This is a genomic window from Mucilaginibacter pankratovii (genome assembly GCF_014773265.1).
GTDB lineage: Bacteria > Bacteroidota > Bacteroidia > Sphingobacteriales > Sphingobacteriaceae > Mucilaginibacter > Mucilaginibacter pankratovii.
On sequence record NZ_JACWMY010000003.1, the window covers coordinates 164,193 to 187,492 of the forward strand.

Annotated in this window: 25 protein-coding genes, 1 tRNA gene and 1 pseudogene; 13 read left to right on the plus strand and 14 right to left on the minus strand. The window is 43.4% G+C overall.

Annotated features, from left to right (window positions below; all coding sequences use genetic code 11):
- Positions 1–103: 103 nt before the first annotated feature.
- Entirely contained in the window at positions 104–1,750 is a 1,647-nt protein-coding gene (locus tag IDJ77_RS06400) for an Ig-like domain-containing protein (protein WP_191188111.1), read from the plus strand.
- On the opposite strand, the gene IDJ77_RS06405 is transcribed toward IDJ77_RS06400, so the two are convergent.
- On the minus strand, positions 1,740–2,252 hold the full coding sequence (locus IDJ77_RS06405) for a gamma carbonic anhydrase family protein (RefSeq protein WP_191188112.1): 513 nt from the start codon (positions 2,250–2,252) through the stop codon (positions 1,740–1,742). The genes IDJ77_RS06400 and IDJ77_RS06405 overlap by 11 nt on opposite strands.
- A 73-nt stretch (positions 2,253–2,325) precedes the next feature.
- Between IDJ77_RS06405 and IDJ77_RS06410 the strand changes: the two genes are divergently transcribed.
- A tRNA-Gly gene (locus tag IDJ77_RS06410) sits at positions 2,326–2,398 on the plus strand.
- Positions 2,399–2,401: 3 nt separating this feature from the next.
- Here IDJ77_RS06410 and IDJ77_RS06415 read toward each other — a convergent pair.
- Both IDJ77_RS06415 and nadB read right to left on the minus strand, forming a co-directional pair.
- Complete coding sequence (locus IDJ77_RS06415) at positions 2,402–2,989, minus strand: hypothetical protein (protein ID WP_191188113.1); 588 nt, start codon at positions 2,987–2,989, stop codon at positions 2,402–2,404.
- Between the two features lie 90 nt (positions 2,990–3,079).
- Positions 3,080–4,672, minus strand: coding sequence for an L-aspartate oxidase (gene nadB / locus IDJ77_RS06420; protein WP_191188114.1), 1,593 nt, complete (start codon positions 4,670–4,672; stop codon positions 3,080–3,082).
- A 407-nt stretch (positions 4,673–5,079) separates the two neighbouring features.
- Between nadB and nadA the strand changes: the two genes are divergently transcribed.
- A complete protein-coding gene (gene nadA / locus IDJ77_RS06425) occupies positions 5,080–6,072 on the plus strand; it encodes a quinolinate synthase NadA (protein WP_191188115.1) in 993 nt (330 codons plus the stop codon).
- Positions 6,073–6,201: 129 nt separating this feature from the next.
- On the opposite strand, the gene IDJ77_RS06430 is transcribed toward nadA, so the two are convergent.
- Positions 6,202–7,641 (minus strand): DNA/RNA non-specific endonuclease, encoded by a 1,440-nt coding sequence (locus IDJ77_RS06430; RefSeq protein WP_191188116.1) that lies wholly within the window; start codon positions 7,639–7,641, stop codon positions 6,202–6,204.
- Between the two features lie 239 nt (positions 7,642–7,880).
- Here IDJ77_RS06430 and thiL point away from each other — a divergent pair, with 239 nt between their 5' ends.
- The gene (gene thiL, locus IDJ77_RS06435; RefSeq protein ID WP_191188117.1) at positions 7,881–8,927 is read left to right on the plus strand and encodes a thiamine-phosphate kinase; all 1,047 of its coding nucleotides are present in this window, start codon (positions 7,881–7,883) and stop codon (positions 8,925–8,927) included.
- Between the two features lie 97 nt (positions 8,928–9,024).
- On the opposite strand, the gene IDJ77_RS06440 is transcribed toward thiL, so the two are convergent.
- Positions 9,025–9,345 (minus strand): GIY-YIG nuclease family protein, encoded by a 321-nt coding sequence (locus IDJ77_RS06440; RefSeq protein WP_317174314.1) that lies wholly within the window; start codon positions 9,343–9,345, stop codon positions 9,025–9,027.
- Positions 9,346–9,446: 101 nt separating this feature from the next.
- A complete protein-coding gene (locus tag IDJ77_RS06445; RefSeq protein WP_191188118.1) occupies positions 9,447–9,875 on the minus strand; it encodes a hypothetical protein in 429 nt (142 codons plus the stop codon).
- Positions 9,876–10,137: 262 nt separating this feature from the next.
- Here IDJ77_RS06445 and IDJ77_RS06450 point away from each other — a divergent pair, with 262 nt between their 5' ends.
- On the plus strand, positions 10,138–10,521 hold the full coding sequence (locus IDJ77_RS06450; RefSeq protein ID WP_191188119.1) for a hypothetical protein: 384 nt from the start codon (positions 10,138–10,140) through the stop codon (positions 10,519–10,521).
- Here IDJ77_RS06450 and IDJ77_RS06455 read toward each other — a convergent pair whose 3' ends face one another.
- The 4 genes and pseudogenes from IDJ77_RS06455 to IDJ77_RS06465 form a co-directional block, all read right to left on the minus strand.
- Complete coding sequence (locus IDJ77_RS06455; RefSeq protein WP_262892792.1) at positions 10,522–11,268, minus strand: IS1595 family transposase; 747 nt, start codon at positions 11,266–11,268, stop codon at positions 10,522–10,524.
- A gap of 129 nt (positions 11,269–11,397) precedes the next feature.
- Positions 11,398–11,496 (minus strand): annotated as a pseudogene (locus IDJ77_RS28005) (IS1595 family transposase); the annotation flags it as partial.
- 160 nt (positions 11,497–11,656) lie between these two features.
- A complete protein-coding gene (gene rmuC, locus IDJ77_RS06460) occupies positions 11,657–13,036 on the minus strand; it encodes a DNA recombination protein RmuC (RefSeq protein ID WP_191188121.1) in 1,380 nt (459 codons plus the stop codon).
- A gap of 63 nt (positions 13,037–13,099) precedes the next feature.
- Complete coding sequence (locus IDJ77_RS06465; RefSeq protein ID WP_191188122.1) at positions 13,100–13,351, minus strand: hypothetical protein; 252 nt, start codon at positions 13,349–13,351, stop codon at positions 13,100–13,102.
- Positions 13,352–13,429: 78 nt separating this feature from the next.
- On the opposite strand from IDJ77_RS06465, the gene IDJ77_RS06470 reads away from it, so the two are divergent.
- Positions 13,430–13,810 (plus strand): hypothetical protein, encoded by a 381-nt coding sequence (locus tag IDJ77_RS06470; protein ID WP_191188123.1) that lies wholly within the window; start codon positions 13,430–13,432, stop codon positions 13,808–13,810.
- A 5-nt stretch (positions 13,811–13,815) separates the two neighbouring features.
- On the opposite strand, the gene IDJ77_RS06475 is transcribed toward IDJ77_RS06470, so the two are convergent.
- From IDJ77_RS06475 to IDJ77_RS06490, 4 genes are all read right to left on the minus strand, one after another.
- Complete coding sequence (locus tag IDJ77_RS06475; protein WP_191188124.1) at positions 13,816–15,093, minus strand: tetratricopeptide repeat protein; 1,278 nt, start codon at positions 15,091–15,093, stop codon at positions 13,816–13,818.
- Between the two features lie 76 nt (positions 15,094–15,169).
- Positions 15,170–15,649, minus strand: a complete 480-nt coding sequence (locus IDJ77_RS06480) for a gliding motility lipoprotein GldH (RefSeq protein WP_191188125.1) — start codon at positions 15,647–15,649, stop codon at positions 15,170–15,172.
- Entirely contained in the window at positions 15,649–17,082 is a 1,434-nt protein-coding gene (gene ricT / locus IDJ77_RS06485) for a regulatory iron-sulfur-containing complex subunit RicT (RefSeq protein WP_191188126.1), read from the minus strand. The genes IDJ77_RS06480 and ricT overlap by 1 nt, the downstream gene beginning before the upstream one ends.
- Positions 17,083–17,085: 3 nt before the next feature.
- The gene (locus IDJ77_RS06490; protein WP_191188127.1) at positions 17,086–18,228 is read right to left on the minus strand and encodes a DNA polymerase III subunit; all 1,143 of its coding nucleotides are present in this window, start codon (positions 18,226–18,228) and stop codon (positions 17,086–17,088) included.
- A gap of 150 nt (positions 18,229–18,378) precedes the next feature.
- Here IDJ77_RS06490 and ruvX point away from each other — a divergent pair, with 150 nt between their 5' ends.
- From ruvX to IDJ77_RS06525, 7 genes are all read left to right on the plus strand, one after another.
- Complete coding sequence (gene ruvX / locus IDJ77_RS06495; RefSeq protein WP_191188128.1) at positions 18,379–18,789, plus strand: Holliday junction resolvase RuvX; 411 nt, start codon at positions 18,379–18,381, stop codon at positions 18,787–18,789.
- 158 nt (positions 18,790–18,947) lie between these two features.
- Positions 18,948–19,586, plus strand: coding sequence for an O-methyltransferase (locus IDJ77_RS06500; RefSeq protein ID WP_191188129.1), 639 nt, complete (start codon positions 18,948–18,950; stop codon positions 19,584–19,586).
- A 2-nt stretch (positions 19,587–19,588) separates the two neighbouring features.
- Entirely contained in the window at positions 19,589–20,143 is a 555-nt protein-coding gene (locus tag IDJ77_RS06505; protein ID WP_191188130.1) for a glucosaminidase domain-containing protein, read from the plus strand.
- A gap of 52 nt (positions 20,144–20,195) precedes the next feature.
- Positions 20,196–21,026 (plus strand): glucosaminidase domain-containing protein, encoded by an 831-nt coding sequence (locus IDJ77_RS06510; RefSeq protein ID WP_191188131.1) that lies wholly within the window; start codon positions 20,196–20,198, stop codon positions 21,024–21,026.
- A 62-nt stretch (positions 21,027–21,088) separates the two neighbouring features.
- Positions 21,089–21,838 carry a hypothetical protein gene (locus tag IDJ77_RS06515; RefSeq protein WP_191188132.1) on the plus strand — a complete coding sequence of 250 codons (750 nt, stop codon included), beginning with the start codon at positions 21,089–21,091 and terminating at the stop codon, positions 21,836–21,838.
- Entirely contained in the window at positions 21,835–22,158 is a 324-nt protein-coding gene (locus tag IDJ77_RS06520) for a hypothetical protein (protein ID WP_191188133.1), read from the plus strand. Before IDJ77_RS06515 ends, IDJ77_RS06520 begins: the two co-directional genes overlap by 4 nt.
- 64 nt (positions 22,159–22,222) lie before the next feature.
- Positions 22,223–23,239: a DUF3078 domain-containing protein gene (locus IDJ77_RS06525; RefSeq protein ID WP_191188134.1), complete on the plus strand. Its 1,017-nt coding sequence runs from the start codon at positions 22,223–22,225 to the stop codon at positions 23,237–23,239.
- The last annotated feature ends 61 nt before the right edge of the window (positions 23,240–23,300 follow it).

Consider the following 23,300-nt stretch of genomic DNA (forward strand, 5'->3'; position numbering starts at 1 on the left):
TGTAAATCAATTAATTATAAATTATCGTTTATAAAGCATTATTTTAAAATTTTAATATCAGGGTTCATAAAAAAACAAAAGTTGCTTACAGGCCAAAAAAACTATGTTAAATCCAAAACCGGTCTTTTTTAGTAAAAATTTCTTCTTGTTTGTAGTTGTTTTATTGTTTTGCGGCTGCGCGGCCCAGCAAAAACCGCAGGGTGGCCCCAGGGACCTCACCCCGCCCAAAATATTGAAGGCAACACCCGAAGACCAGACCCGTAATTTTAAGGCCAAAGAGATCCGGATAGATTTTGATGAATATTTCCGCCTCACCAATCAATACCAGGAAATCGTAATCAGTCCGGCTCAGGAAAAACAGCCCGAGTACAAAACCGACAAAAAAAGTTTAATCATCCAGTTTAAGGATACGCTGCTGAAAAACACAACCTACGTTATCAACTTTGGTAAAGCCATTGCGGATGTTAACGAAAGTAACGTACTTAAAAATTACACCTACGTTTTTTCTACCGGCAGCCATATCGATTCGCTGAGTCTTTCGGGTAACGTTATAAATTCTACCACCGGGCTAAAAGAAAAAGATGCAACCGTTTTCCTTTTTCCGCTCAGCCAGGATTCACTCCTCTTCGGGAAAAAGAAACCGGGTATTTTTACGACAACCGATACCGCCGGGAATTTCTCTTTGAATAATTTACGCGAAGACACTTACCGCATTTACGCCCTCAAAGAAAACAGCCCGGATAAAATATTCAACAACGACAACGACCTGATCGCATTTACCAAAAATCCCATCAAGGTTGATAAGGACAGCTCTAATATACTGCTAAAATTATTTAAACAGGTCCCGGACAATTTTAGGGTGGCCGAAAAAAAGTTTACGCTGGATGGCAAGTTATCGATGATATTTAACAGACCGGTACAAAAGCCATCTATCAAGATATTATACCCCGCCGCGCTCGACAATCAAAAGATAGTAGAGTTTACCAGGACAAAAGATACCGCTGTGATATATATGCGCAATATGGCCTTCGATTCACTAAGCGTAGCTATCCTTGACAATAACAAACCGATTGATACCATTTATCAGAACAAGAGTAAAAACGAGAAATTTGACAGAACCCTCAATTTCTCTTTTGGTGTAAACCGTGATAATAAACTAAAGCCCGGCACCGATCTGCCTATCACCGGTAACTTTCCACTGGAAAGTTACGATGCAGCCCAGATCGTATTACTGGAAGACTCTATCCCGATAACTAATTTCACGCTTACAAAAGATACCGCCAACCTTCGAAAATACTACATGAAATACCGCTGGCGGGTTAATTCAAAATACCAGCTCAGCTTAAACGACGGCGCATTCACCGATATCTATGGTGATAAGAATAAAAAGTTTTATAAGCCCTTCACCATAGATAAACCTGAAAATTATAGCCAGCTTACCTTAAAAGTAAGCGTACCTGCCGATACAGGGAAAACTTATATAATTGAACTTTTAGACGATATAAAAAATGTACTTCGGACTGATGTTGTCAGTAAGAATACTTCGCTGGTTTATAAAAATTATGCCACTATAAAGTATACGGTGCGGGTAACCTATGATACCAACCACAACGGCCGCTGGGATAGCGGTAACGTAAAACGAAGGGCACAACCGGAGACAATATGGGTAAGCCCGAAAGAGATAGTATTACGGGCTAACTGGGAGGCCGAGGAACCACTGGAAATACCGAAGGAGCAAACTAACCCATAAACCAGCCCGAGTACATAATATAGTTTTGCGGCAGTTTATCCAATAAAGCCTTTTGCTCATCGGTAAGAGGCTTTATTTTTTTTGCAGGCGTGCCGGCGTAGAGGTACCCAGATTCGCAGATGGTTTTCTCCAGCACTACCGAACCTGCCCCAATGATCACATACTCTTCCACTACGGCATCATCCATCACTATGGCACCCATTCCTATCAAAACATTATTACGCAGCGTACAACCGTGCACAATAGCATTATGACCGATGGACACATTATCACCTATATTGGTTGGCGCTTTTAAATAGGTAGCGTGGATGATGGCGCCATCCTGGATGTTGCTATTATCCCCTATTTTAATGTAATGCACATCCCCACGGATAACGGCATTAAACCACACAGAACAATTATCGCCCATTACTACATCACCAACAATGGTAGCGTTTTCGGCGATGAAACAGTCCTTTCCCCACATGGGGCTTTTATCTTTAACGGGTAGTATTAATGGCATATTGTTTAATGAGCGATTTGGTGAATGACTGAATTAGTGAATAAAAAAATTACTATGTTTGGAAAAAAATTAAGCGGGAATAGCTCAGTCGGTAGAGCGTCAGTTTCCCAAACTGAAGGCCGCGGGTTCGAATCCCGTTTTCCGCTCATCTATTTTTTATTAGGGTAATTTGTAAGGGTTATGTTCGAAACCATTTCACCTTTACCCAATAACATTTCTTCTAAGTGCAAAGTAGTTCTCACTCCCCTTTCATTATCAAGTATTCTTTGTAAACCATCTTTCCCATTTTCTTCTGTTATTTCCTGTAGTTCTTCATCGCTAAATATTTTCTCTGCCGATAACTGTAATTCATAACTCACTGGTTTACCAAAATCTATATAAACATCATCATCCGCGCCGGATTTAACCCTAATGCGTTTCCCGTTCTCAATCAAAGAAAATCCATATAAGTTTACTGTTGGATTAGCAACAAGCACAGTAATCTTCGACCCAGGGAATAGTTTAACAAGGTCCAATTCTGCTTGCTTAGCATCCGTTTCTAAAAATTCTAATGCAAGTTCATCGCTTACTATAGTTATATTTTCATTTATCAACCCTATACTAACGCTTCCAATTTTTTGAGCGGACATAAAGTTAACTGTCTTAAAAATTGATGTATCAAGGCCAAGCCTCTCCGCAACCTGGGTGGTCTTAATATTTAAAGTGTTTGATATAATTATTAAATAAAACTTCCACATAATTGCTTACAATTAAACCTTTAATTAACCCCAAACCATATCAAACTTTTCAGCTACCACGCGATAACGCACAAGACAATATCTTAAATTCTAAAACACCGTATCCTCCAACAAATCCGCATGCTCGGGGTAATCCGTCGTATAATGCAGCCCCCTGCTCTCGTGCCTGGCCATAGCCGATTTTACTACCAGGTAGCTCACCTGTATCAAATTACGCAGCTCGCAAAGCTTTACCGATACTTTGGTATGCTTGTAAAAATCCTCCGTTTCTTCATATAACAAACGCAGTCTGCGCATTGCACGCTCTAACCTAAAGTCAGATCGTACTATACCCACATAGTCATTCATCAGTTTTTGCATCTCGCGGATATTGTGGGTAACCAAAATATCTTCGTTAGAAAGTTTTACACCGTGTTCGTTCCAATCGGGTATATTGGCCGGAATCTCAAACTCAGCAAATGCAACAACGGCATCTTTATAAATACGATGGGCAAATACCAAAGCTTCTAATAATGAATTTGACGCCAGGCGATTAGCGCCATGTAAACCTGTTGAAGAACATTCTCCGCAGGCATAAAGCTGCCTGATAGACGAACGGCCGGCATGATCTACCAACACTCCTCCACACATATAATGACATGCCGGCGCTACGGGTATCATATCGCGGGTCATGTCTATACCCATCTCCAAACACTTCGCATAGATATTCGGGAAATGCTCTAAAATATCCTTCTTCTTTTTATGAGTGATATCTAAATAAACAAAATCCTCCCCCGATTTTTTTATTTCGGCATCAATAGCACGGGCAACAATGTCACGCGGAGCAAGCGATTTGCGCTCGTCATACTCCTGCATAAATTCCTCACCATTGGTACGCCTTAATACGCCGCCCATGCCCCGCACAGCCTCCGAAATAAGGAAAGAAGGATATTCGCCCGGGTTATATAAAGCCGTGGGATGGAACTGGATAAACTCCATGTTCCGTACCTTTCCTTTAGCACGGTAAACCATGGCAACACCATCACCGGTAGCAATGGTTGGGTTGGTAGTAACCGAATAAATATGCCCGGCACCGCCCGATGCCATTACCGTAACTTTAGATAAAATCTTCTCTACGTTGTTATTTTCGGTATTAAAGGCATAGATACCATAGCAGGTAATGTTATCTGATGATTTTTTTACCATCTCACCCAAATGGTGCTGGGTTATGATATCAACGGCAAAGTAATGGGTTAATATCTCAATATTTGGTTCCCGATGGATCTCTTCTAATAGCGACCGTTCTATCTCAAAACCGGTGATATCCTTATAATGCAATACCCTAAATTCGGAGTGCCCACCTTCTTTTGCCAGGTCGTAATTACCTTCATTGGTTCTATCGAAGTTGGTTCCATAGTCGATGATCTCGTTAATTCGTTCCGGGCCCTCCTTTACAACAGCCTCTACAACTTCCTTATCGCAGAGCCCATCGCCGGCAATTAAGGTATCGTTTATGTGTTTTTCAAAAGAATCTTCTTTTTTATCCACAACTACCGCAACGCCGCCCTGGGCATACTTGGTGTTACTTTCATCTTCGTTGGCTTTTGTAACTATCAGTACCTTACCATGCTTTGCAGCCTTTAGTGCAAAACTCAATCCGGCAATGCCCGAACCTACTACCAGGAAATCCACAGTTCTGGTCATGCTTTATCTATATATTGTGTAAAATTAGTACTAATGTTAATAAGCGGTATAAAACGTGTTAAATTTGTGTAAGTAAATAGTTATAAATAATCCGAATAGTTAACAACCCGGATTATTACCAATTTTTACAATACTTTTGAGCGATTTGTAAGACGATATTACAACGAAACTAACATTTTATTGAGCAAGTAAATATTAACATTTAAGTTTTGATATTAATATTTGATTGTCACAGAAAGCTAAAAATCAGTAAAATAAAAAATAAAGCAGCGTTGATAAATGTTAGTAAAAATGTAAAAATAACTTTTTTACTAAATCGCATCACAATTTCTTAACAATACTAACACCTTAATAACAATAGGTTTTATTTATATATAAAAAGAACTTATTATTAATTGATTTGTGGAATGGATACCTTCGAAGAAATAAAAATGAATGGTTTTGCCGACGAATACATCGACCCGTCGCTTGACCTTTTTGCCGAGATCAATAAACTTAAAAAGGAAAAAAATGCTGTTGTGCTGGCCCATTATTACCAGGAAGGGGATATACAGGATATTGCCGATTATATTGGCGATAGCCTTGGGCTTTCTCAGCAAGCTGCAAAAACCGATGCTGACATTATCGTTTTTGCAGGAGTACACTTCATGGCCGAAACAGCTAAGATACTATCGCCAAACAAGAAAGTTCTGTTACCGGATCTGAAGGCAGGATGCTCTTTGGCCGATAGCTGCCCGCCCCATTTGTTCAGGAAGTTTAAAGAAAATTACCCGGACCATTTGGTGATCACTTACGTGAATTGTACGGCAGAACTGAAGGCTTTGAGCGATATTGTTTGTACCAGCAGCAACGCGGTGCAGATAGTAGAAAGTTTACCAAAAGACCAGAAGATCATCTTCGGTCCGGATAAAAACCTGGGTGCCTGGGTAGCTAAGAAAACCGGCAGGGACTTAGTACTTTGGAATGGGGCCTGTATGGTTCATGAGATATTCAGCAGGGAGAAAATAACCAAACTGAAGGAACGCCACCCGAATGCTAAGATACTGGCCCACCCGGAATGTGAGGAAGTGATACTGCAGATGGCAGATTACATAGGATCTACCACCGGGATATTGAAATATGCTACCAACAGCCCCGAAACGGAGTTTATTGTAGCAACAGAGGCGGGTATTATACACCAGATGGAAAAAGAGAACCCGTCTAAAAAATTTTTCCCGGCTCCGCCGAATAATACCTGCGCCTGCAACGATTGCCCGCACATGAAACGAAATACACTGGAGAAATTATACCTGTGTATGAAAAATGAAATGCCGGAGATTGAAGTGCCTGCGCACATTATTGAAAAGGCGGTGAAACCGATAGAGCGGATGTTAGAGATATCGGCGAGGTTGGGACTATAACAAAATATAAGACGCGTCATTGCGAGGCACGAAGCAATCTCTAAGCTTTGCATAACCGACTTGCAAATCGGATAGTCCTATGTAGAGATTGCTTCGTGCCTCGCAATGACGCGTGGGGATTAATTGTAATTATAAATTATCCTTCTTCGTCTCCACAGCATCCTGCACAGCTTGTGGTAACATCGATAATAAATTATAACCGGTAGCTTTTTCTATTTCCCGTACAGTTACGCGGTACTGCTTCCAATCCCTTACTATGGTATTTATATTTGGTGTGTTTACTGCTATAACCCTTGTAGTTGCAGATACCCGACTTACATCGCCATCGCCAACAGGAACAATAACGGCAATTTTCCAAACATTGCTTGGTACAACTATATGCCCGTTGTTAATAGTATTGGCACTTCCTTTACTGCCAATACCGCCCTGCCCGTAAGCGCCCATTACAATATAAACTTCGTTACCGGCCACTACCTGCGCGCGCAGATAATTTTCCATATCTGCCCAGGTTTGCTGATTGTTATTTGGTGCTTGGGGGATCATGTTAGTCATTAAAAAAGTAGAAGAGTTTGCATTTGCAGAACTTGTACGATCTGCGGACGGACAGTTGTGACCCCTGTCAAAACCAGAACCCGAATAGCTTGTACTGCCTACATGATAAAAGCTGGCGTCAAGCCCGCTAAAGCCTGCAAAATTATCCACACGTGGTGCAGCGTTGGTAATATTTGATGCATCTAAATGCCAGCTTACCCAATTTGGTGTGCCGCGGCTGTTACTATAAGATTCTACATAGTATTTTTGATCGATAAGATAGTCGTTCGCCATTACCACGGTAGGTTGTGCGCCTGATGGATTGCCAAACAGTAAGTTATTGTTATCGCCATCTGCCGGCGGTGCATCTGCCCCGGCGGTTACACCACGCTCTGCTGCAGGGGGCGTTGTAGTGGTAGTGGTATCGGCGCCGCTGTTATCGGTACTGCCGCCTACTATGATACCCGCATCGCCGGTACCTTTAAAGGTGATATCATCAATATTGGTACGGGTGGTTGCGGTACCAACCTTTTTTATCTGGAAACGGACCTTTTTAGTGGTCTCTATTTTAAACGAATCGGTAACCAGTGTGGTGTTGGTTTCAACAATATCGGTACCCAATTGGGTAAAAGTTTTACCACTATCAACCGACATTAATAACTGCCAGCTTTGGTTAGCATCGGTACCATATTTACCGTGGGTAATATTAATTTGTTTAATACCACTGATATCAAATTTCATGGTGAGATCGCCGGCACGCAGCCTTACCGACTTTGATCCATTTTTAAGGTCGGCAGTTAAATTGCCTATTAAAGCGTCATTAAAACTCCAGGTTCCGGTACTTAATTGTACATCGGCAATTGCATAAGCGCCTTTCGTACCGGTCTCAAAACCCTCGGTAATAGTGTAAGGTTTTGGTACAACAACCTCAACCGGTGGGGCCGGGTCTATGGTGATTCCACCACGATAATCCTTGGCGCAACCAGCTAATAGTACGATGCCAAAACTTAAATAAATAAGTAACTTTCTGTTTTTCATATAGATTTTATTAAAAAGGCAAAGGTATTGCTTAAATATTAACCATATGTTAAATAAATTTATGTACGATAAATATTACATAGCCGGCTAAGTGCAAGGGGATTAATTAATTATTGGTAATTTTGTGGTTTGGGATTACACCGATTTTAAGATGATTACACCGATTTTTAATTAGTGTAAAAAACAGGCATCGGTGCAATCTGTGAAATCAATCTTAAAATCGGTGTAATCATATAAATATGTTTGAGAACCAGGAAAGAACCCACTTAGAAGAATTAGGCGAGTTTGGCTTAATAAACCACCTCACTAAAAATATAAAGCTTACCCAAAAAAGCACCATTAAAGGTGTTGGCGATGATGCCGCGGTGCTGGATCATGCCGGCAAGAAACTGCTGGTATCTACCGATATGCTTTTAGAGGGTATCCATTTCGATTTGGCTTATACTCCATTGAAGCACCTCGGCTATAAAGCCATACAGGTAAACCTGAGTGATATTTATGCCATGAATGGTACCGCATCGCAGGTTACCGTATCCATAGGCATGAGCAGTAAATTTCCGCTGGAAGCTATTGAGGAATTGTACGAGGGTATTTACCTGGCCTGCGATAATTATAATGTGGACCTGGTAGGCGGCGACACCACCGCATCAAAACAAGGCTTAGTGATCAGTGTAACCGTTTTAGGTTATGCTGATGAAAAGGATATTGTTTACCGTAACACCGCCGAAGAAGGCGACCTGATATGCGTATCGGGCGATTTAGGTGGCGCTTACACAGGCTTGCAATTGTTAGAACGCGAAAAACTGGTTTACATAGAAAACCCCAACATACAACCCGACCTGGAAGGCAAGGATTATATTGTAGAACGCCAGCTAAAACCCGAGGCACGTAAGGATATTATCGACCTGTTGAAAGAGTTGGATGTAAAACCAACTTCGATGATTGATGTATCTGATGGCTTGGCTTCTGAACTCTTACATATTTGTAAGCAAAGCAATAAAGGCTGTAATTTATACGAAGAAAAGATCCCGGTAGACCCAATGACCTACGAAACCGCCCGCGAATTTGGCCTCGACCCAACAGTTTGCGCTTTAAGCGGCGGCGAAGATTATGAATTACTCTTCACCGTAAAACAAGCCGAGTACGATAAAATAAAATTTAAGATGGATTTCACCATCATCGGTTACATCACCGAACCAAATGCAGGTTGTAATTTGATCACCAAAAGTGGCAACGTGCATCCGCTGAAAGCACAGGGATGGAATGCGTTTGGGTCGCAGGCGTAGCTAAATATAAAACCGTGTCATTGCGAGCGAAGCGCGGCAACCTCATAGGACAAGCAACCTTGCAAAGTAACGGATGCTTGTCCTATAGTGGTTTTATTTAGTCATACCAGCCGTCACTCAAATCTTTCCAATCAGGATTTATAGAAATTATAAGTTCGATTTTCTTTTTGCGAGAACCAGCCTTTATTTGCTTTTCTCTCGCAATTGCATCCTGTACCCACTGGAATTCTTCAAAGTAAACCAGCTTGTTACATTGATATTGAGCTGTGAATCCCTGGTTAACTTTTTCTTTATGTTGGAGAACGCGTTCTTTCAAATCATTGGTCATGCCTGTATAAAGTACGTTGTTAGAATGGTTAGTGACGATGTACACATAGTACTCATGTAATTTAATTAATGACTGTCCGCATATAGACACAATTGGGTATTTTACTTTTTAAATTAACTAAAAGTGAAATATTATGAAAAGTAATAAAATTGAGTTTGTTAATGGGCCAGTAGTAAAAAGTGATGTGTGTGTTATTTCTTATAGTACCCGAGTTCATCAAGAAAAAGTAGAATTTGTTGAGCAAGGCCATCAATGGATGCCCGGGATAAGAAGGGGGCGATTTGAATACGCCCTGCTAATTTTTCTAAAAGGTATATTTCTACGTTTAAAAAAGCATTTGAAATGAACTTTTTTATAACTTCTAAGTCCTTTTCTTTGTTTTCAACAGAAAGAACAGTAACCTTATTTTCTCCCAAATAACCAATTACATCTTTATTGGTACCGGCAATGAAGTAATTGATTCGCCATACCACGCCAATCCAGTGTGTGTCACTGTTGATATTTCTGCCAATTTGAACTTCTATGTAAGGTTTGTATTCAAGTTCTACAAACGCGGTCTTGTATATTTCCGGATCTATATCGAATCGCAAATGTTTTGAACTGGGTGCCGTATGATTCATACAACTAATATAGAAAACGCAGCGGCAAATGCCATTGCGTTTTCTATATTTGATACAATTTTATTGGAATAGCGAACTCATTTCAGGCCGTCAAACCCGCCAAGTAAGAAACTGGAATATATGAGTGAGAGTTAGCCGTACGCTATAGCGTGGGGTACCTCATTCGTATATGCGCTCTTGGCGGGGCGTGACGGCCTATGGGGCCTCACGCTTGTTTTATTAACCCGCCAAATAGGGGCTATGGCAATAACCCTTATTCACAATGTTCTCTTTTTTACTTACTTTGTTAGGGATAGGTATCCTAACCTCTTTGCTTAAATCAATCCTGGGCCTCAGTTTCAATTTTGTATTTATGCTTGGCCGACCTTATTTGTGGATTGGCATTGCGATCATCACAGGTTTCCTTTTTGTGCTGTTATGTTGGGTTTTTAATTGGAGTGTAACGGTATTGCAGTGGTCGGCTTTGTTGTCATTTATTTGGTTATTAAACAATAGGCCAAAAGGAGATATAGGAAAGGAGATGTATTCTATTATGGATATAAAACACGGCGATCTGCTTTATAAGACAGGCGCCTGCTTGTTCTTATTTTCTGCTGTAGTTACCTTTATGTCTCTTTATGGAGAGGTAGTGACCACTCACCGTTAATTAATACCAAGTATCATTAATACCGGCGACGATCATTCTATCGAAAAGGTCAGCTTGGAAATTACGGCGATTAAGCTTGTAGCAATACTCGTTAAGGTAGTTTTGTAGGTATTCCTTTCCGATAGAATGATGTATGCCCAGGAACAAGCGCTTAGCGTTTGCGATAACGGTATGCACCCATGGTAGTGTTTTACCGGCTTCTTTTTTAGGGACTATCATAGCCGTGTGGTTCATACCTACATTGGCGAGTTTATTAAAGCCGAGCATAGCATCTGAAATGATATTCGTTTTCTGCTGGACTGCTTTAGATACTTCATAATTGATGGTGTCGTTACGGAAGTTATCCATGATGATCATCTTTACAAAGCCCATGGACCGTTTCTTTTTATGCTTGTTTAAAGGGTCTGTATTGGGGTTAGATTCTACCATAACCAAAACCTTTTGTTTCTTGTTGGTGCCACGGCCGCGCTTCTGCTCGTCGTCTTCTTTACCATCGGTATTCACAACCCGGCCACTGGTTTTCTTATTGCCCAGTTCATCCAGTTCCGGGAGATCCACAATCTCAAAGTAAGCATCATCAATTTCTATATTACCTTGTAGTGTATATTTTGCATCCCGCTTACCCATAGCCAGCCGGATCTTCTGCATCATATACCAAACAGGCTCGTAGCGCTTAAGGCCCAGCTGGCGTTGCATTTCGAGCGCAGAGAAAGATTTTTTGGTAGAGGTTATTAAATGAATAGCCATGAACCAAGTCTTAACCGATAGCTTAGACTTCTCCATTATGGTGCCAGCCCGTAGGTTTGTTGTAGACAGGCAGCTGGCGCAGCGCCACTTCGATTTTGATTCTATCCAGTAATGTTTAGTACCTCTGCAGTTTTTGCAGGTAATGCCCTCCGCTTCGCGTTTGTCCCGTAAATAAGCGCGGCACGCAACCTCATCGGGGAATCTATCGTTAAAGGTTAGTAAATTCATATCTTCGTTTTGCTTGAAAACAAAGATAAAAAACTATCCGGTGTCTACAAGCGGATAGTCATTATTTAATTTTCATAATATTAACTTTAACTATGCACTATTGCGTGGCGGGCAGATTGAGGTTGCCGCGCTGCGCTCGCAATGACATGGTGGTAATGCATTAGTTAGGGGTTTCCTCCTCCCCAATATACTTCACATCAATCTGCTTATTAGCCTTTGCCCCAAGCTTTTTAATTTTCTCTGCTGTCACGGTTAAATTACCTCTGCCATCAACCAGTTTGTTAAGCGCTTTATCATAACTGTCCTGGCTTTGTTTAATGTTTTTGCCGATACCTTCCATATCGCCAACAAAGCCAACAAATTTATCATACATTTCGCCGCTGAGGCGGGCTATCTCCAATACATTCCGGTTTTGGCGTTCTTGTTTCCAAATACTGGCGATAGTACGCAGGGTAGCCAATAAAGTACTTGGGCTTACAATTACCACCCGCTTATCCCAGGCATCGCTAAACAGATCGGCATCCAATTGTACGGCAAAGCTGAAGGAGGATTCTATCGGCACAAAAAGCAACACAAAATCGGGCGAGTTTACCTGGTACAGGTCGTGGTAGTTTTTGGAGGAGAGGCCCTGTACATGCCCGCGGATAGATTCTACATGCGCTTTGGAGAATAAACGGCGCTCCTCCTCCGTTTCACAATTAACCAGCCGCTCGTAAGCGATCAGCGACACCTTAGAATCAATTATTAAATGTTTTTCATCCGGGAGGTCAATAATCACATCCGGCTGCAGCCTGCTACCGTCGGCGTGGTTCAGGCTGGCTTGCGTGCGGTACTCCCTATCCCGCACCAGGCCGCTGCGCTCCAAAACCTTTTCCAGGATCACCTCGCCCCAGTTGCCCTGCTTTTTATTGTCTCCTTTAAGGGCCTTGGTCAAATTAGAAGCTTCGGTACTGATAAGCTGGTTTAACTCCATTAGTTTGGAAATTTCTCCGCGCAAAACATGCCGCTCCGCGGCTTCGGTGCTGTAAACCTTATCTACCTTTTGCTCAAAAGCTTTAATATTTTCTTTCAGCGGGTTGAGGATGGTATCAATACTGAGTTTATTTACATCGGTAAACTCCCGCGATTTTTCCTTCAATAATTTTTCGGCGATGTTTTCAAACTCCTTTTGGAGGTGGCTGCGGGTATTTTCTATATCTGCTTTTTGCTCCGCGAGCTTTTCCTGCTGAGCCTTAAAAAATGAGCGCGATGATTCTAAGCTTTGGTTGGCCTGGGCAAGCTGCGAACGAACGTCAACCAACTCATCCAGTATCCTGGTTTGCTCATCCTTGAGGTGTTTGGTGATATTCTCTTTCTCGGTAAGTAAGCCGGCGGCCTTCTGCCCGGCAACGGCTAAAGAAATTTTAAGTAATTCGCTTTCGCTTTTTAAAGCGGCAAAATCAGCTTCGGAAATAAGCCCGGCAGGTTGTTTCCTAATGAAAAACAGCACCAAAGCACCAATAAAAATAACGGCAGCAATGCCTAAAATAACCACGTCCATTTTGATAAAAAAATTAGCAAAACGAATGTAGTAAATTATACTTTACTAAAAAAGAGAATAGTTTTACGGCTTTGTCTTCAGCGTATCCTTGGGCGCATTGGTGGTACCACTGCCATTGCCGCTGGTATCTTTCCCGCCGGTTTCGGTTGGGGTGGTTTTGTAACCTGTGCTATCTGCCGGGCCCGAGTTACCAACATGGGTTTGCCCCGAAGCTGCTTGTGCCCCGCCTGTTTGCCCGGTGTTGCCTTTACATGCCGCGAAAAACAAAAGAGCCGCAGCTAACATGATTACGAGGTAAGAAATTATTTGTTTCATGACGGTAATTTTTGTTGGTATACTTAAACTACAATCAGCATATTTACATGTTTAATATTTCTCAAAATAAATCTGACTATGAAATATGCGTTTATGTTATTAAGCCTTGTTGGCTGCTTTTTTTTTACTTCGTGCTCAAAAAAAGGAGCTGCAGGACCGGTGCCCCGCAACATTAAAGTAAGTGTTACCGCGACGGCGGCGTTCTCGGTTAAGCTCTCTGCCATAAAAGCTGATGAAACGGTAAACTCGGCGATAGATACCAAAACGGTGAGCAGCGGCAGCTACGAGTTTACAACGGGACTGGTTGCGGGTGGCGTACTGTATTTAGAGATCCAAAACGCGGGCGCAGAAAATACGGTATCGTATACCATTACCAATAACGGCACCGTGGTTAAATCTGCGTCCGGTACGGAATTAGGTTCCTTTAGTAAAATAACAACCGATTACACGGTTAATTAACCGCCCTATTTACAATATTTTGCCAGGTTGCCTACGGCCAGTGTGTTGCCGTACTCTACCGCTTTTTTGAAATCGGCGCATGCTCCGGCGGTATCGCCTAAAAGGCGTTTTGCATTACCCCGGTTATTAAAGGCGTCACCGTCTTTTGGCTCCAGGGCAATGTATTGCGTGTAACCTTCTATAGCACCTTTGTAATCGTTTAAAGATCTTTTTGCGAGGGCAAGGTTATAATAAGCATCGGCATATTCCTTATCAAGAGCAATAGCTTTGTTTAGATCTTCAATGGCGCCCTTATCATCATCGAGATTTAATTTGGATGTTCCTCTTTTAAAATAGCCATCGGCTTCTTTTGGCTCCAGGGCAATGTATTTGGTGTAATCTTCAATAGCATCATTGTAATTGGTCAGCCCATCGTGTGCCAACCCGCGGTTATAATACCCATCGGCATATTTAGGGTCAATCGAAATGATCTTGTCCGCATCTGCTATGGCACCGGCGTAATCTTTAAGGTTATACTTAGCCACGCTGCGGTTATTATAAGCGTTTAAAAACTCGGGAGATAATTTAATGGCAGTATTATAATCGTCAACAGCCGCCTGGTAATCTTTCATATAGCGCTTGGTATTACCACGGCTAAAATAAACATCGGGATCTTCGGGCGTTAGCGTGGCAACTTTGTTAAAGTCGGCCATGGCGGCGGTGTAGTTTTTGGTGATATTTTCTGCCACACCGCGGTTATAATAAGGGTTGGGCCCGGTAGGATTTATAGCGATGGCCTTTGCATAATCGGCCATGGCACCTTTGTAATCTTCCAGTATTTTTTTCTCAACCCCGCGCTCGTTATAAGCGTCTTCGTCGTTAGGGTCAAGCGCTATGGATTTATCAAAATCGAGAATGGCGGCTTTATGGTCGTCCATGTGGGCTTTGGTAACGGCGCGTTCGTAATAAGCTATTGCGGATGGTTTGATCAGGATGGCGGCTGAATAATCGGCTATGGCGCCTTTATAATCTTCCAGATCGTCTTTGGCGCGGCCGCGACCAATATAGGCGTCCTCGTATTTTGGATTAATGCTTATCGCTTTGTCAAAATCCTTAATGGCTTCCTGGTAACTTTTAAGTTTATATTTTGCGCTGCCACGTTTATAATATGCTTCGGCATCGCCGGGTTTATCGGCAATAATTTTGGTATAATATTTAACCGAGCCGGCGTATTTAATACTATCGGCATTTTGCGCTTTTACAAATAGCGGGGAGAACAACAGCAGAACTGCAAGTTTTTTCATTGCTTAAGAGATAGGTTTAAGCAACTAATATAAAAACATGAAATGGTTTTATACCGGCAGAAATAAAAAAATGTAGTTATTGTGCTTTTTCTACCCGCAGGCCCACGTCGCTCACCTCGTGCAGGGGGTTATCGCGCATATTTTGCTCTATCTCAAAGTGGTATACGCCCTTAGCAGGGAATTTGTACTGCCTGCGCAAAGGCAATTGGTAGCTGTACAGGTTTCCGCTGCCGCTGCCCAGCCATTCACCGTCAGGGTTGGCCAATGGAAACTGGTAACGGGTTTTAGCTGTTTTATCGCCGTGCTTTTGCAACAGCAACACATATATATTGGAATAACGGTAACCGCCGCCAACCCTTAAGTTAAGGTACAGGTTATAAGGCAGGGTTTCGTCGTCTATCTTCACATCAAACTTAACCCGGTTGATGTAGGCCCAGTTGTGGTTGCTTATCTCCACATTTTGATCTAAAACAGCAGCCGGGTCTGTGCAACCCTGCACCAAAAAAAAGATAAGGGCTGCTGATAGGCCTAAAGGAAATTTAAAGATCCGCTTCATTATTCGGGCCTTGCTGGTGGTGGGGTATTATTGTTACGGTTTGGATTATTCGGGTTTGGCCTTGGCCTGTTTGGCTTGCGGTTATTACCACGGTTGCTGCCTTCCGGTTTTGGGCCCGCCTGTTGTGTGTTACCTTCTGGTTTTGGGCCGTTGTTTTGCTGGCGATTTCCCTCGGGCCTGTTTGGCCTTGGGCCTGCTTGTTGGCCGCCTTCGCGCTTAGGCGCGTTATTTTGCTGGCGGTTGCCTTCCGGGCGAGGGCCCGCTTGTGCGGGTGCCTGTCCATCGGGCCTTGGGCCTTTATTGCGGCTTTTATTCTTGCTTTTGTTTTTATTGTTATTGCGGCGCTCATCCAGGCGGGTAAGGCTATCCTGGCCAACAACATTTTCGTAATCAAGCACCTTTACCGGTGCAGTTTCAACCTCAATAATTTCACCCAGGTCTTCAGGTAAAACGCCGTCGCGGTTCATCTGCTGAATTTCTTTTACACGGCTTATAGGCAACGGGATCCACGATTCCTCGCGCGGGTAAGCAAACCACATGATCTTTTTAAAGATATCGGTCTTTTGCAAACGGGCATCACCTTTTTCGGTCTTCAGGAAGTTTACATTATCGGGGATGTGTTTTAGCGCATCCATGTAAGTATCCAGCTCGTAGTTTAAACAGCACTTTAATTTACCGCATTGGCCGGCAAGCTTTAGCGTATTTAAAGATAAGTTTTGGTAGCGTGCCGCCGAGGTTGATACGGTTTTAAAATCGGTTAACCAGGTGCTGCAGCAAAGCTCGCGCCCGCAACTGCCAATACCGCCTAAGCGACTTGCTTCCTGGCGCATGCCTATCTGGCGCATCTCTATACGGATACGGAAACTTTCCGCCATTTTTTTGATCAGTTCGCGAAAATCTACCCGGCCTTCGGCCGTATAATAAAAGGTTGCCTTGGTTTTATCGCCCTGGTAATCCACATCGCTTATTTTCATGCTGAGCTTCAGTTCCAAAGCTAAAGTGCGCGATTTGTGCATGGTTTCCCACTCCAAGTCCTTAGCCATTTTCCACTTATCTACATCGGCAGGGGTGGCACGGCGATAGATCTTTTTCGTAACATCGGCTTCTTTTACATGGCGCTTGGTCATCTGCATGCGCACCAGTTCGCCGGTGATAGATACATGGCCAATATCGTAGCCTCCGGTAGTGGTTTCTACCGCTACCAGCTCGCCCGCTTCCAGGTAAATATTATCGTTGTTATGATAGAACTCCTTTCGCGAGCCTTTGAATTTTACTTCGACTATGCTAAAGGGCTTATAATTGTTTGGCATATCCATGTGCGATAGCCAATCGTGTACATCCAGTTTGCTGCAACCGTTAGTAAGGCAACTGCCATTACTTTTGCAGCCTGCAGGTGAGCAACCGCCCCCTGTTGAGCAACTTCCGCATCCCATAATTTAATTCGGTATATAATGATTCCCCGGAGGGACGATTTTTAAATTTAGTACTTTTATAATCTGCAAAGATACATCTAAAAACAAGATCTTAGGGTTAGCATTGCGTTCTATATGATAATGAGCTTTTTCCAGCTCGCTGATAATGGTTTCCGACTGCGCGATGTTCATCACTTTGGCCATTTTACGGGCCGTATCCAGTTCCTGATCGGGTAAATGTACCATTCTTTCGGCTCCGGCCGATATTAAACAGCATTCGCGAATGAAATTGATACCGTAGCGCAAAAAATTCTTTTGGTTCTCCCGCCCCATTTTTGAGGATTGATCCACAAAGCTCAGCACCTCCAGCCCTTTGTTCCCGAAACACAAACGCAGCCATTGTACAAACAGGTTATGGTAGCCTTTGGCATCCTGCTGTAACATGCCCAGCGCCTCGGTCATGTTGCCGTTGCTGAGGTAGGCAATTTCTGATGCCGCGGTTTCGGTTTGGTTATGCTGCGCGATGAGATGACCTTTAACGTCCTCATAATTTAAACAAGGTATTTTGATCAGTTGCGTACGCGAAAGGATGGTGTTCAGGATCTGGTCCTGGTTTTGGGCGACCAGTAAAAACAACGTGTTGGGCTGCGGCTCTTCTATTACTTTTAGCAGTGCGTTGCCCTGTTTGTCCAGGTACTCGGGCAACCACAATATTAAAACCTTGTAAACAGATTCGAAGGGTTTAAAGCTGAGTTTCTTGATGATCTGGTGGCATTCCAGTATGTTGATATTCGCCTGTTTATTGCCCGAATCTAAATACCCCCGCCAGGTGTCCAGGCTTAAATAGGGATTTTCGGTAAAGGCCGTGCGCCATTGCTCAATAAAATCTATGGATGATTCTTTTGGCGTGCCGAACGTTGGGTAAGAAAAATGCAGATCGGGATGCATTAATTTCTGGTACTTGCGGCAGCTGGAACATACACCGCAGGAATCGTCCGGCTGTTTATCCTCGCAGCTTAAATATTGGGCGTAAGCAACAGCCAGAGCCAGGCTCCCGCTTCCCTCCGGACCAAGAAACAGCTGCGCATGGCTCACCCTGTTCTCATTTACAGAAGAGATCAAACGTTGCTTTATAGCGTTTTGCCCGGTAATTTGCTTAAACTGCATTGGTGCAAGGTAAAAAATAGATTTGAGATTGAGATATGAGATTTGAGACCGGAAAGGGATTACGCTATCTTTGAATAAGTTTCAGTTTTTAAATTACAAACGAATGCCATATCAAACCACCCATCATTCACTACTCACCACTCACCAATTATGAGAGTAATGGCTTTCGATTACGGCACCAAGCGCATCGGCATAGCGGTTACCGACCCGATGCAGATCATCGCAACCGGGCTGGACACCATCCACCCGCTTAAGATCATCGACTACCTAAAAAAATACCTGCAAACCGAACCCGTGGAACGCTTTATTGTTGGGGAACCCAAACAGATGGATAACACCCCCTCCCAATCGGCACCGCATGTAAAAGGTTTCGTTAATCTGTTAAAGAAAACCTTCCCCGAGATTCCCGTAGAAATGCTGGATGAGCGCTTCACCTCCAAAATGGCATCGGCCACCATCGCCCAAAGCGGCATGGGCAAAAAAGCGAGGCAGAATAAGGAGTTGGTGGATACGATATCGGCGGTGATATTGCTGCAGAGCTGGATGGGGAAAAGTTTCTGAACCAGTTGCCAACACGTCATTGCGAGGCACGAAGCAATCTCTACACAGGACAAGAGGCCGCGCAAGGTGTAATGCATAGTACGGAGATTGCTTCGTGCCTCGCAATGACGTGAAGCAGAGATAATAACGCTAAAAAATAATTTCCCTATTTTTGCCCCATGGAAATCTTAGATCCCGATCTGCAATCCTACCTCGACACCCACCTCGATCCCGAATCCCCCGAGCTGCAGGCTATCAACCGCGAAACATATTTAAAAGTGCTTAAACCGCACATGCTAAGTGGCCATTACCAGGGCCGGGTACTAAGTATGCTGAGCAAAATGGTGGCGCCAAAGCTTATTTTAGAGATAGGCACATTTACCGGTTACTCGGCTATTTGTTTGGCAGAAGGATTGGTGGAAGGCGGCATTTTACATACCATAGAAGTTAACCGCGAGTTTGAGGAAATGTTAAATTCACATTTCAAATCAACAAATGTGGATAAAAAAATAAAGCTGCATTTTGGCGCCGCTGAAGCTGTAATTGCTGATTTAGAGGAGAATAACTTCGATTTAGTGTTTATTGATGCGGATAAACGAAATAATTTTACTTATTTTGAGTTAGTAATTGACAAAGTAAGGCCCGGTGGGTTAATAATAATTGATAATGTTTTGTGGAAAGGCAAAGTATACGGCAACGAAAATGACGCCGATACCGTAAACATCCGCAAACTAAATGAACACATAGCTGTTAACACGACGGTGGAAAAACTTATTCTCCCCATTCGTGATGGACTATTGATCATCAGAAAAAAATAATTATGAAGAAACTCTTTACTGTTACTCTACTGTTAGTATCTGCAATTGTTGCAACCACTACAGCCGTTTCGGCACAAAGCGCTCCACAATCATACATCGAGAAGTTCAAAGATAATGCCATTCGCATTATGCATGAAACAGGCGTACCTGCAAGCATCATTTTAGGCGTTGCCATGCACGAATCGGCCAGCGGAAAGAGCAATATAGCCCAAAATCTGAACAACCAGTTTGGAGTAAAAGGCGGAGGCACTGTAGTTTATTACAAACACAACAAAAAAGTACGCACCTCATACAAACGGTACGATTCGGTGATGGATTCCTTCCAGGATTTTGCCCGTATCATGACAGAGCGGAAGCAATTTAGCCATCTGTCAGATAAACTTACCCAGTATGATTATACCGGATGGGCAAAAGGCATACAACGCAGTGGCTATTGCAGCAGCCGTACCTGGGCATCGCAGGTTGTTGCTATCATCAAAAAATACAAACTGGGCGATTTGGACGAAAAACCAGCTACCACCCCGGGCCCGGAACTGGCAGACAATAACCAAAAATAATTTTTCACTCTTTTAATTTTAGCCCGGCAATGCGGGCTATTGGTTATTTATAATGCGGAAATTTTGCATCCTCTTCGCTCTCGCCATTGTGTTCAACTCCTGCTCGGCGCATAAAAGCACCATTAGCAGTAGTAAGGCCCGCAAAAACAACAAAGCCATCCAAAAACGCAACCAGGCAGCAATAGCGGCTCACCGCAATATGTCGTCGCTGGAGTATATCGAACGTTTTAAAGCCATCGCCATACAGGAAATGAACACTTACGGCATCCCGGCAAGCATAACCCTTGCACAGGGATTGTTTGAATCGGGCGCGGGCAACAGCGACCTGGCTGTGGCGGCCAACAACCACTTCGGTATAAAATGCGGCAGCACCTGGAACGGCTCCAGCTATTATAAGGATGATGATAACACCAACGATTGTTTCCGGGTATATGATAACCCCGAAGACAGCTACCGCGACCACTCCGAATTTTTAAAGAAGAAAAACTACGCACGGCTTTTTGAGTTGGATAAGAACGATTTTAAGGGCTGGGCCTACGGATTAAAGGCCGCCGGTTATGCCACTAACCCCAAATACCCGCAATTGCTGCTCAATATCATTGTAAAATACAACCTCGACCAATACGACCGCCCCGAAGGCGAGATGGCCAAAATAAAACGCGAAGACCGCGTGCTCGATCAGATCAACAGCAATATTGGCGTTGCGCAGCAGGATACCATTACCAAAACATCGCCCGACGATAAAATTTACACCGTAAAGCAGGGCGATACACTATACAACATCTCCAAACGTTTTGGTATCACTGTAGACGAATTGAAAGCGCTGAACAGAATGGGTGATAGTGGCATCAGGATTGGCCAAAAGCTTGTTGTGGTGAAATAGCGTGTTAAAATTTGTTAATTGCAGCCAAACCCAGTTGTTAAACGTGTAGTTTTAATCCCTTGATGAAATTATGGCTTCCCTTATTCCTATGCATGATGTGTGTATCTGCTTTTGCCCAGCAAAAGGAGGTTACGGGTATCGTGTTTGATAAGGAGAACAAAGGCCGCATAGCCAGGGTAAATATCCGCAATAATACCTCCGGGCAATCGGTATACAATACGTTTACAGGGGAGTTTAACATTAAGGCCAATTTAGGCGATATGCTCATCTTCAGCAAGGCAGACCATCACTCCGATACCATCACCGTAAATACCTATGTGCCGCTTGCGGTTTATATGCGGCCGACAGCCATACAACTACAGCAGGTAACCATCCGCGATAGCGTGCTGAACCCGCGGCGCAGGTACCTGGCCACCAAAGGCGAGTTCGGAAAAATATATGGCTCGATGGGTAACCAGGATCTGCTGAGCATTGGGCAGGGTGGCATAGGCTTTAGCATTGATGCGCTTTACAATATGTTTAGCCGCAGTGGTAAAAACGCCGAACATTTGAAAGAGATCATCGACAGGGATTACAAGCAATCGGTAATTGATTACCGGTTCAATAAATCGTATGTGGCGGGCATTACTTTTTTAAAGGACCCACAGTTAACGGATTTTATGTTTAAGTACCGCCCCAGTTATTATATGGTAACTACCGCCAGCGAGTATGAATTTGTAGCATACGTTCGCACCAGCTTAAGGCGTTATAAAAGAAACCCTAAAGCATTTGAGCTGGCCCCGCTGCCAACCCAATATATCGACATTAAATGAGAGGGCGGCTTGTAGTTGCTCCGTTTTTAAATGTTAACGCTATGGCATTGTTCCCTTTTATTTTACTGCGCGACGAAGAGATGCGGAAGGACGAAGTACTGCTAAATCACGAGCGCATTCATTTAAGGCAGCAGGCCGAGCTGCTGGTTTTGCCGTTTTATGTGCTGTACTTTTTAAATTACGTGGTAAACCTTGCCCGTTACGGCAAACATTACCCGGCATATTTTAACATCGCGTTTGAGCGGGAGGCCTATCAAAAGGAAGCAGACATGGCCTATTTAGGCCGCCGGAAATGGTGCAACTGGCTGGCTTTTTTTTGATTGCGAACACATTAGTTACATTTTGTGCCTTGAAATAACAGATTTTTCCATTTTCTTTGCGTTTATGTTGAAAACCGGTTTAAAAGTAGTTCTTACACTTTGTTGTTCAATTGCGCTGTCTGCCAGCGCCCAAACAACCGATACTGTTAAACGAGACACCGTTAAAATTGACACCAACCTGTTAAACAGGTATCGCATATCCCCAAAACCCAATGCTATCCCGGTACCATCAAAACCCTTGCTGATACAGCAGGAGTTGCTGCCAGTAACCATGCTTGATTATAAGGTGAGCTACTGGCGCAGGTATATCACCCTCGGGCTAAACTTTAACCAGGCGGCCTTCAGCAATAATTACAGCGCCGGGGGTGTTACCGCCATAGCCTTAGGTAGTAATTTAATATACCGTACCGAATACAACAAAGCACCCTTCAGCTACGCTACGGAATTAAACCTGCTTTACGGAAAATCAAAGAACAAGGGGCAGGGCGCGCGCAAAACCAACGACAGGATCTTCCTGGATAACAAGGTGGCCACCCAAATGTCTAAACACTGGTTCTTCTTCGGTTCCTTAAGTTTCGAATCGCAGTTTGATAAGGGCTTCCAATACGATGCCGCGGGTGTGAACCCGCCGGTGCTGATATCTAACTTTATGTCGCCGGGTTATTTAACCGAATCTGTGGGTTTTGAGTATAAGGCCGAAAAGTTCTTCGATTTGCGTTTAGGTACTGGTACGGCCCGCCAAACGTTTGTGTTGGATACTACTATTTATCATAACAACCCGGGCAACTACGGCGTTGCCCCCGGCAAAACCATCCGCACGGATATCGCTTTCCAGATGGTGGCCATCTTTGATAAAGACATTGCCAAGAATATGCACTTTAACGCCCGGTACGATATGTTTGTGCCTTACGGCAAAGCGCTGGGTTACGTTCGTCACCGGGTAGATGCCCTGCTTGCAGCGAAAGTGAACCGCCTTATCAACGTATCCATCAATGGTACGCTCTTGTTTGATAAGAATACGTCTGACAGCGTACAGGGCACAGAAGGATTATCGCTGGGGATATTGTATAAATTCCCGTAAACATCACAGCACGTCATTGCGAGGAACGAAGCAATCTCTACGCTGGACGTGCCACTTTGCA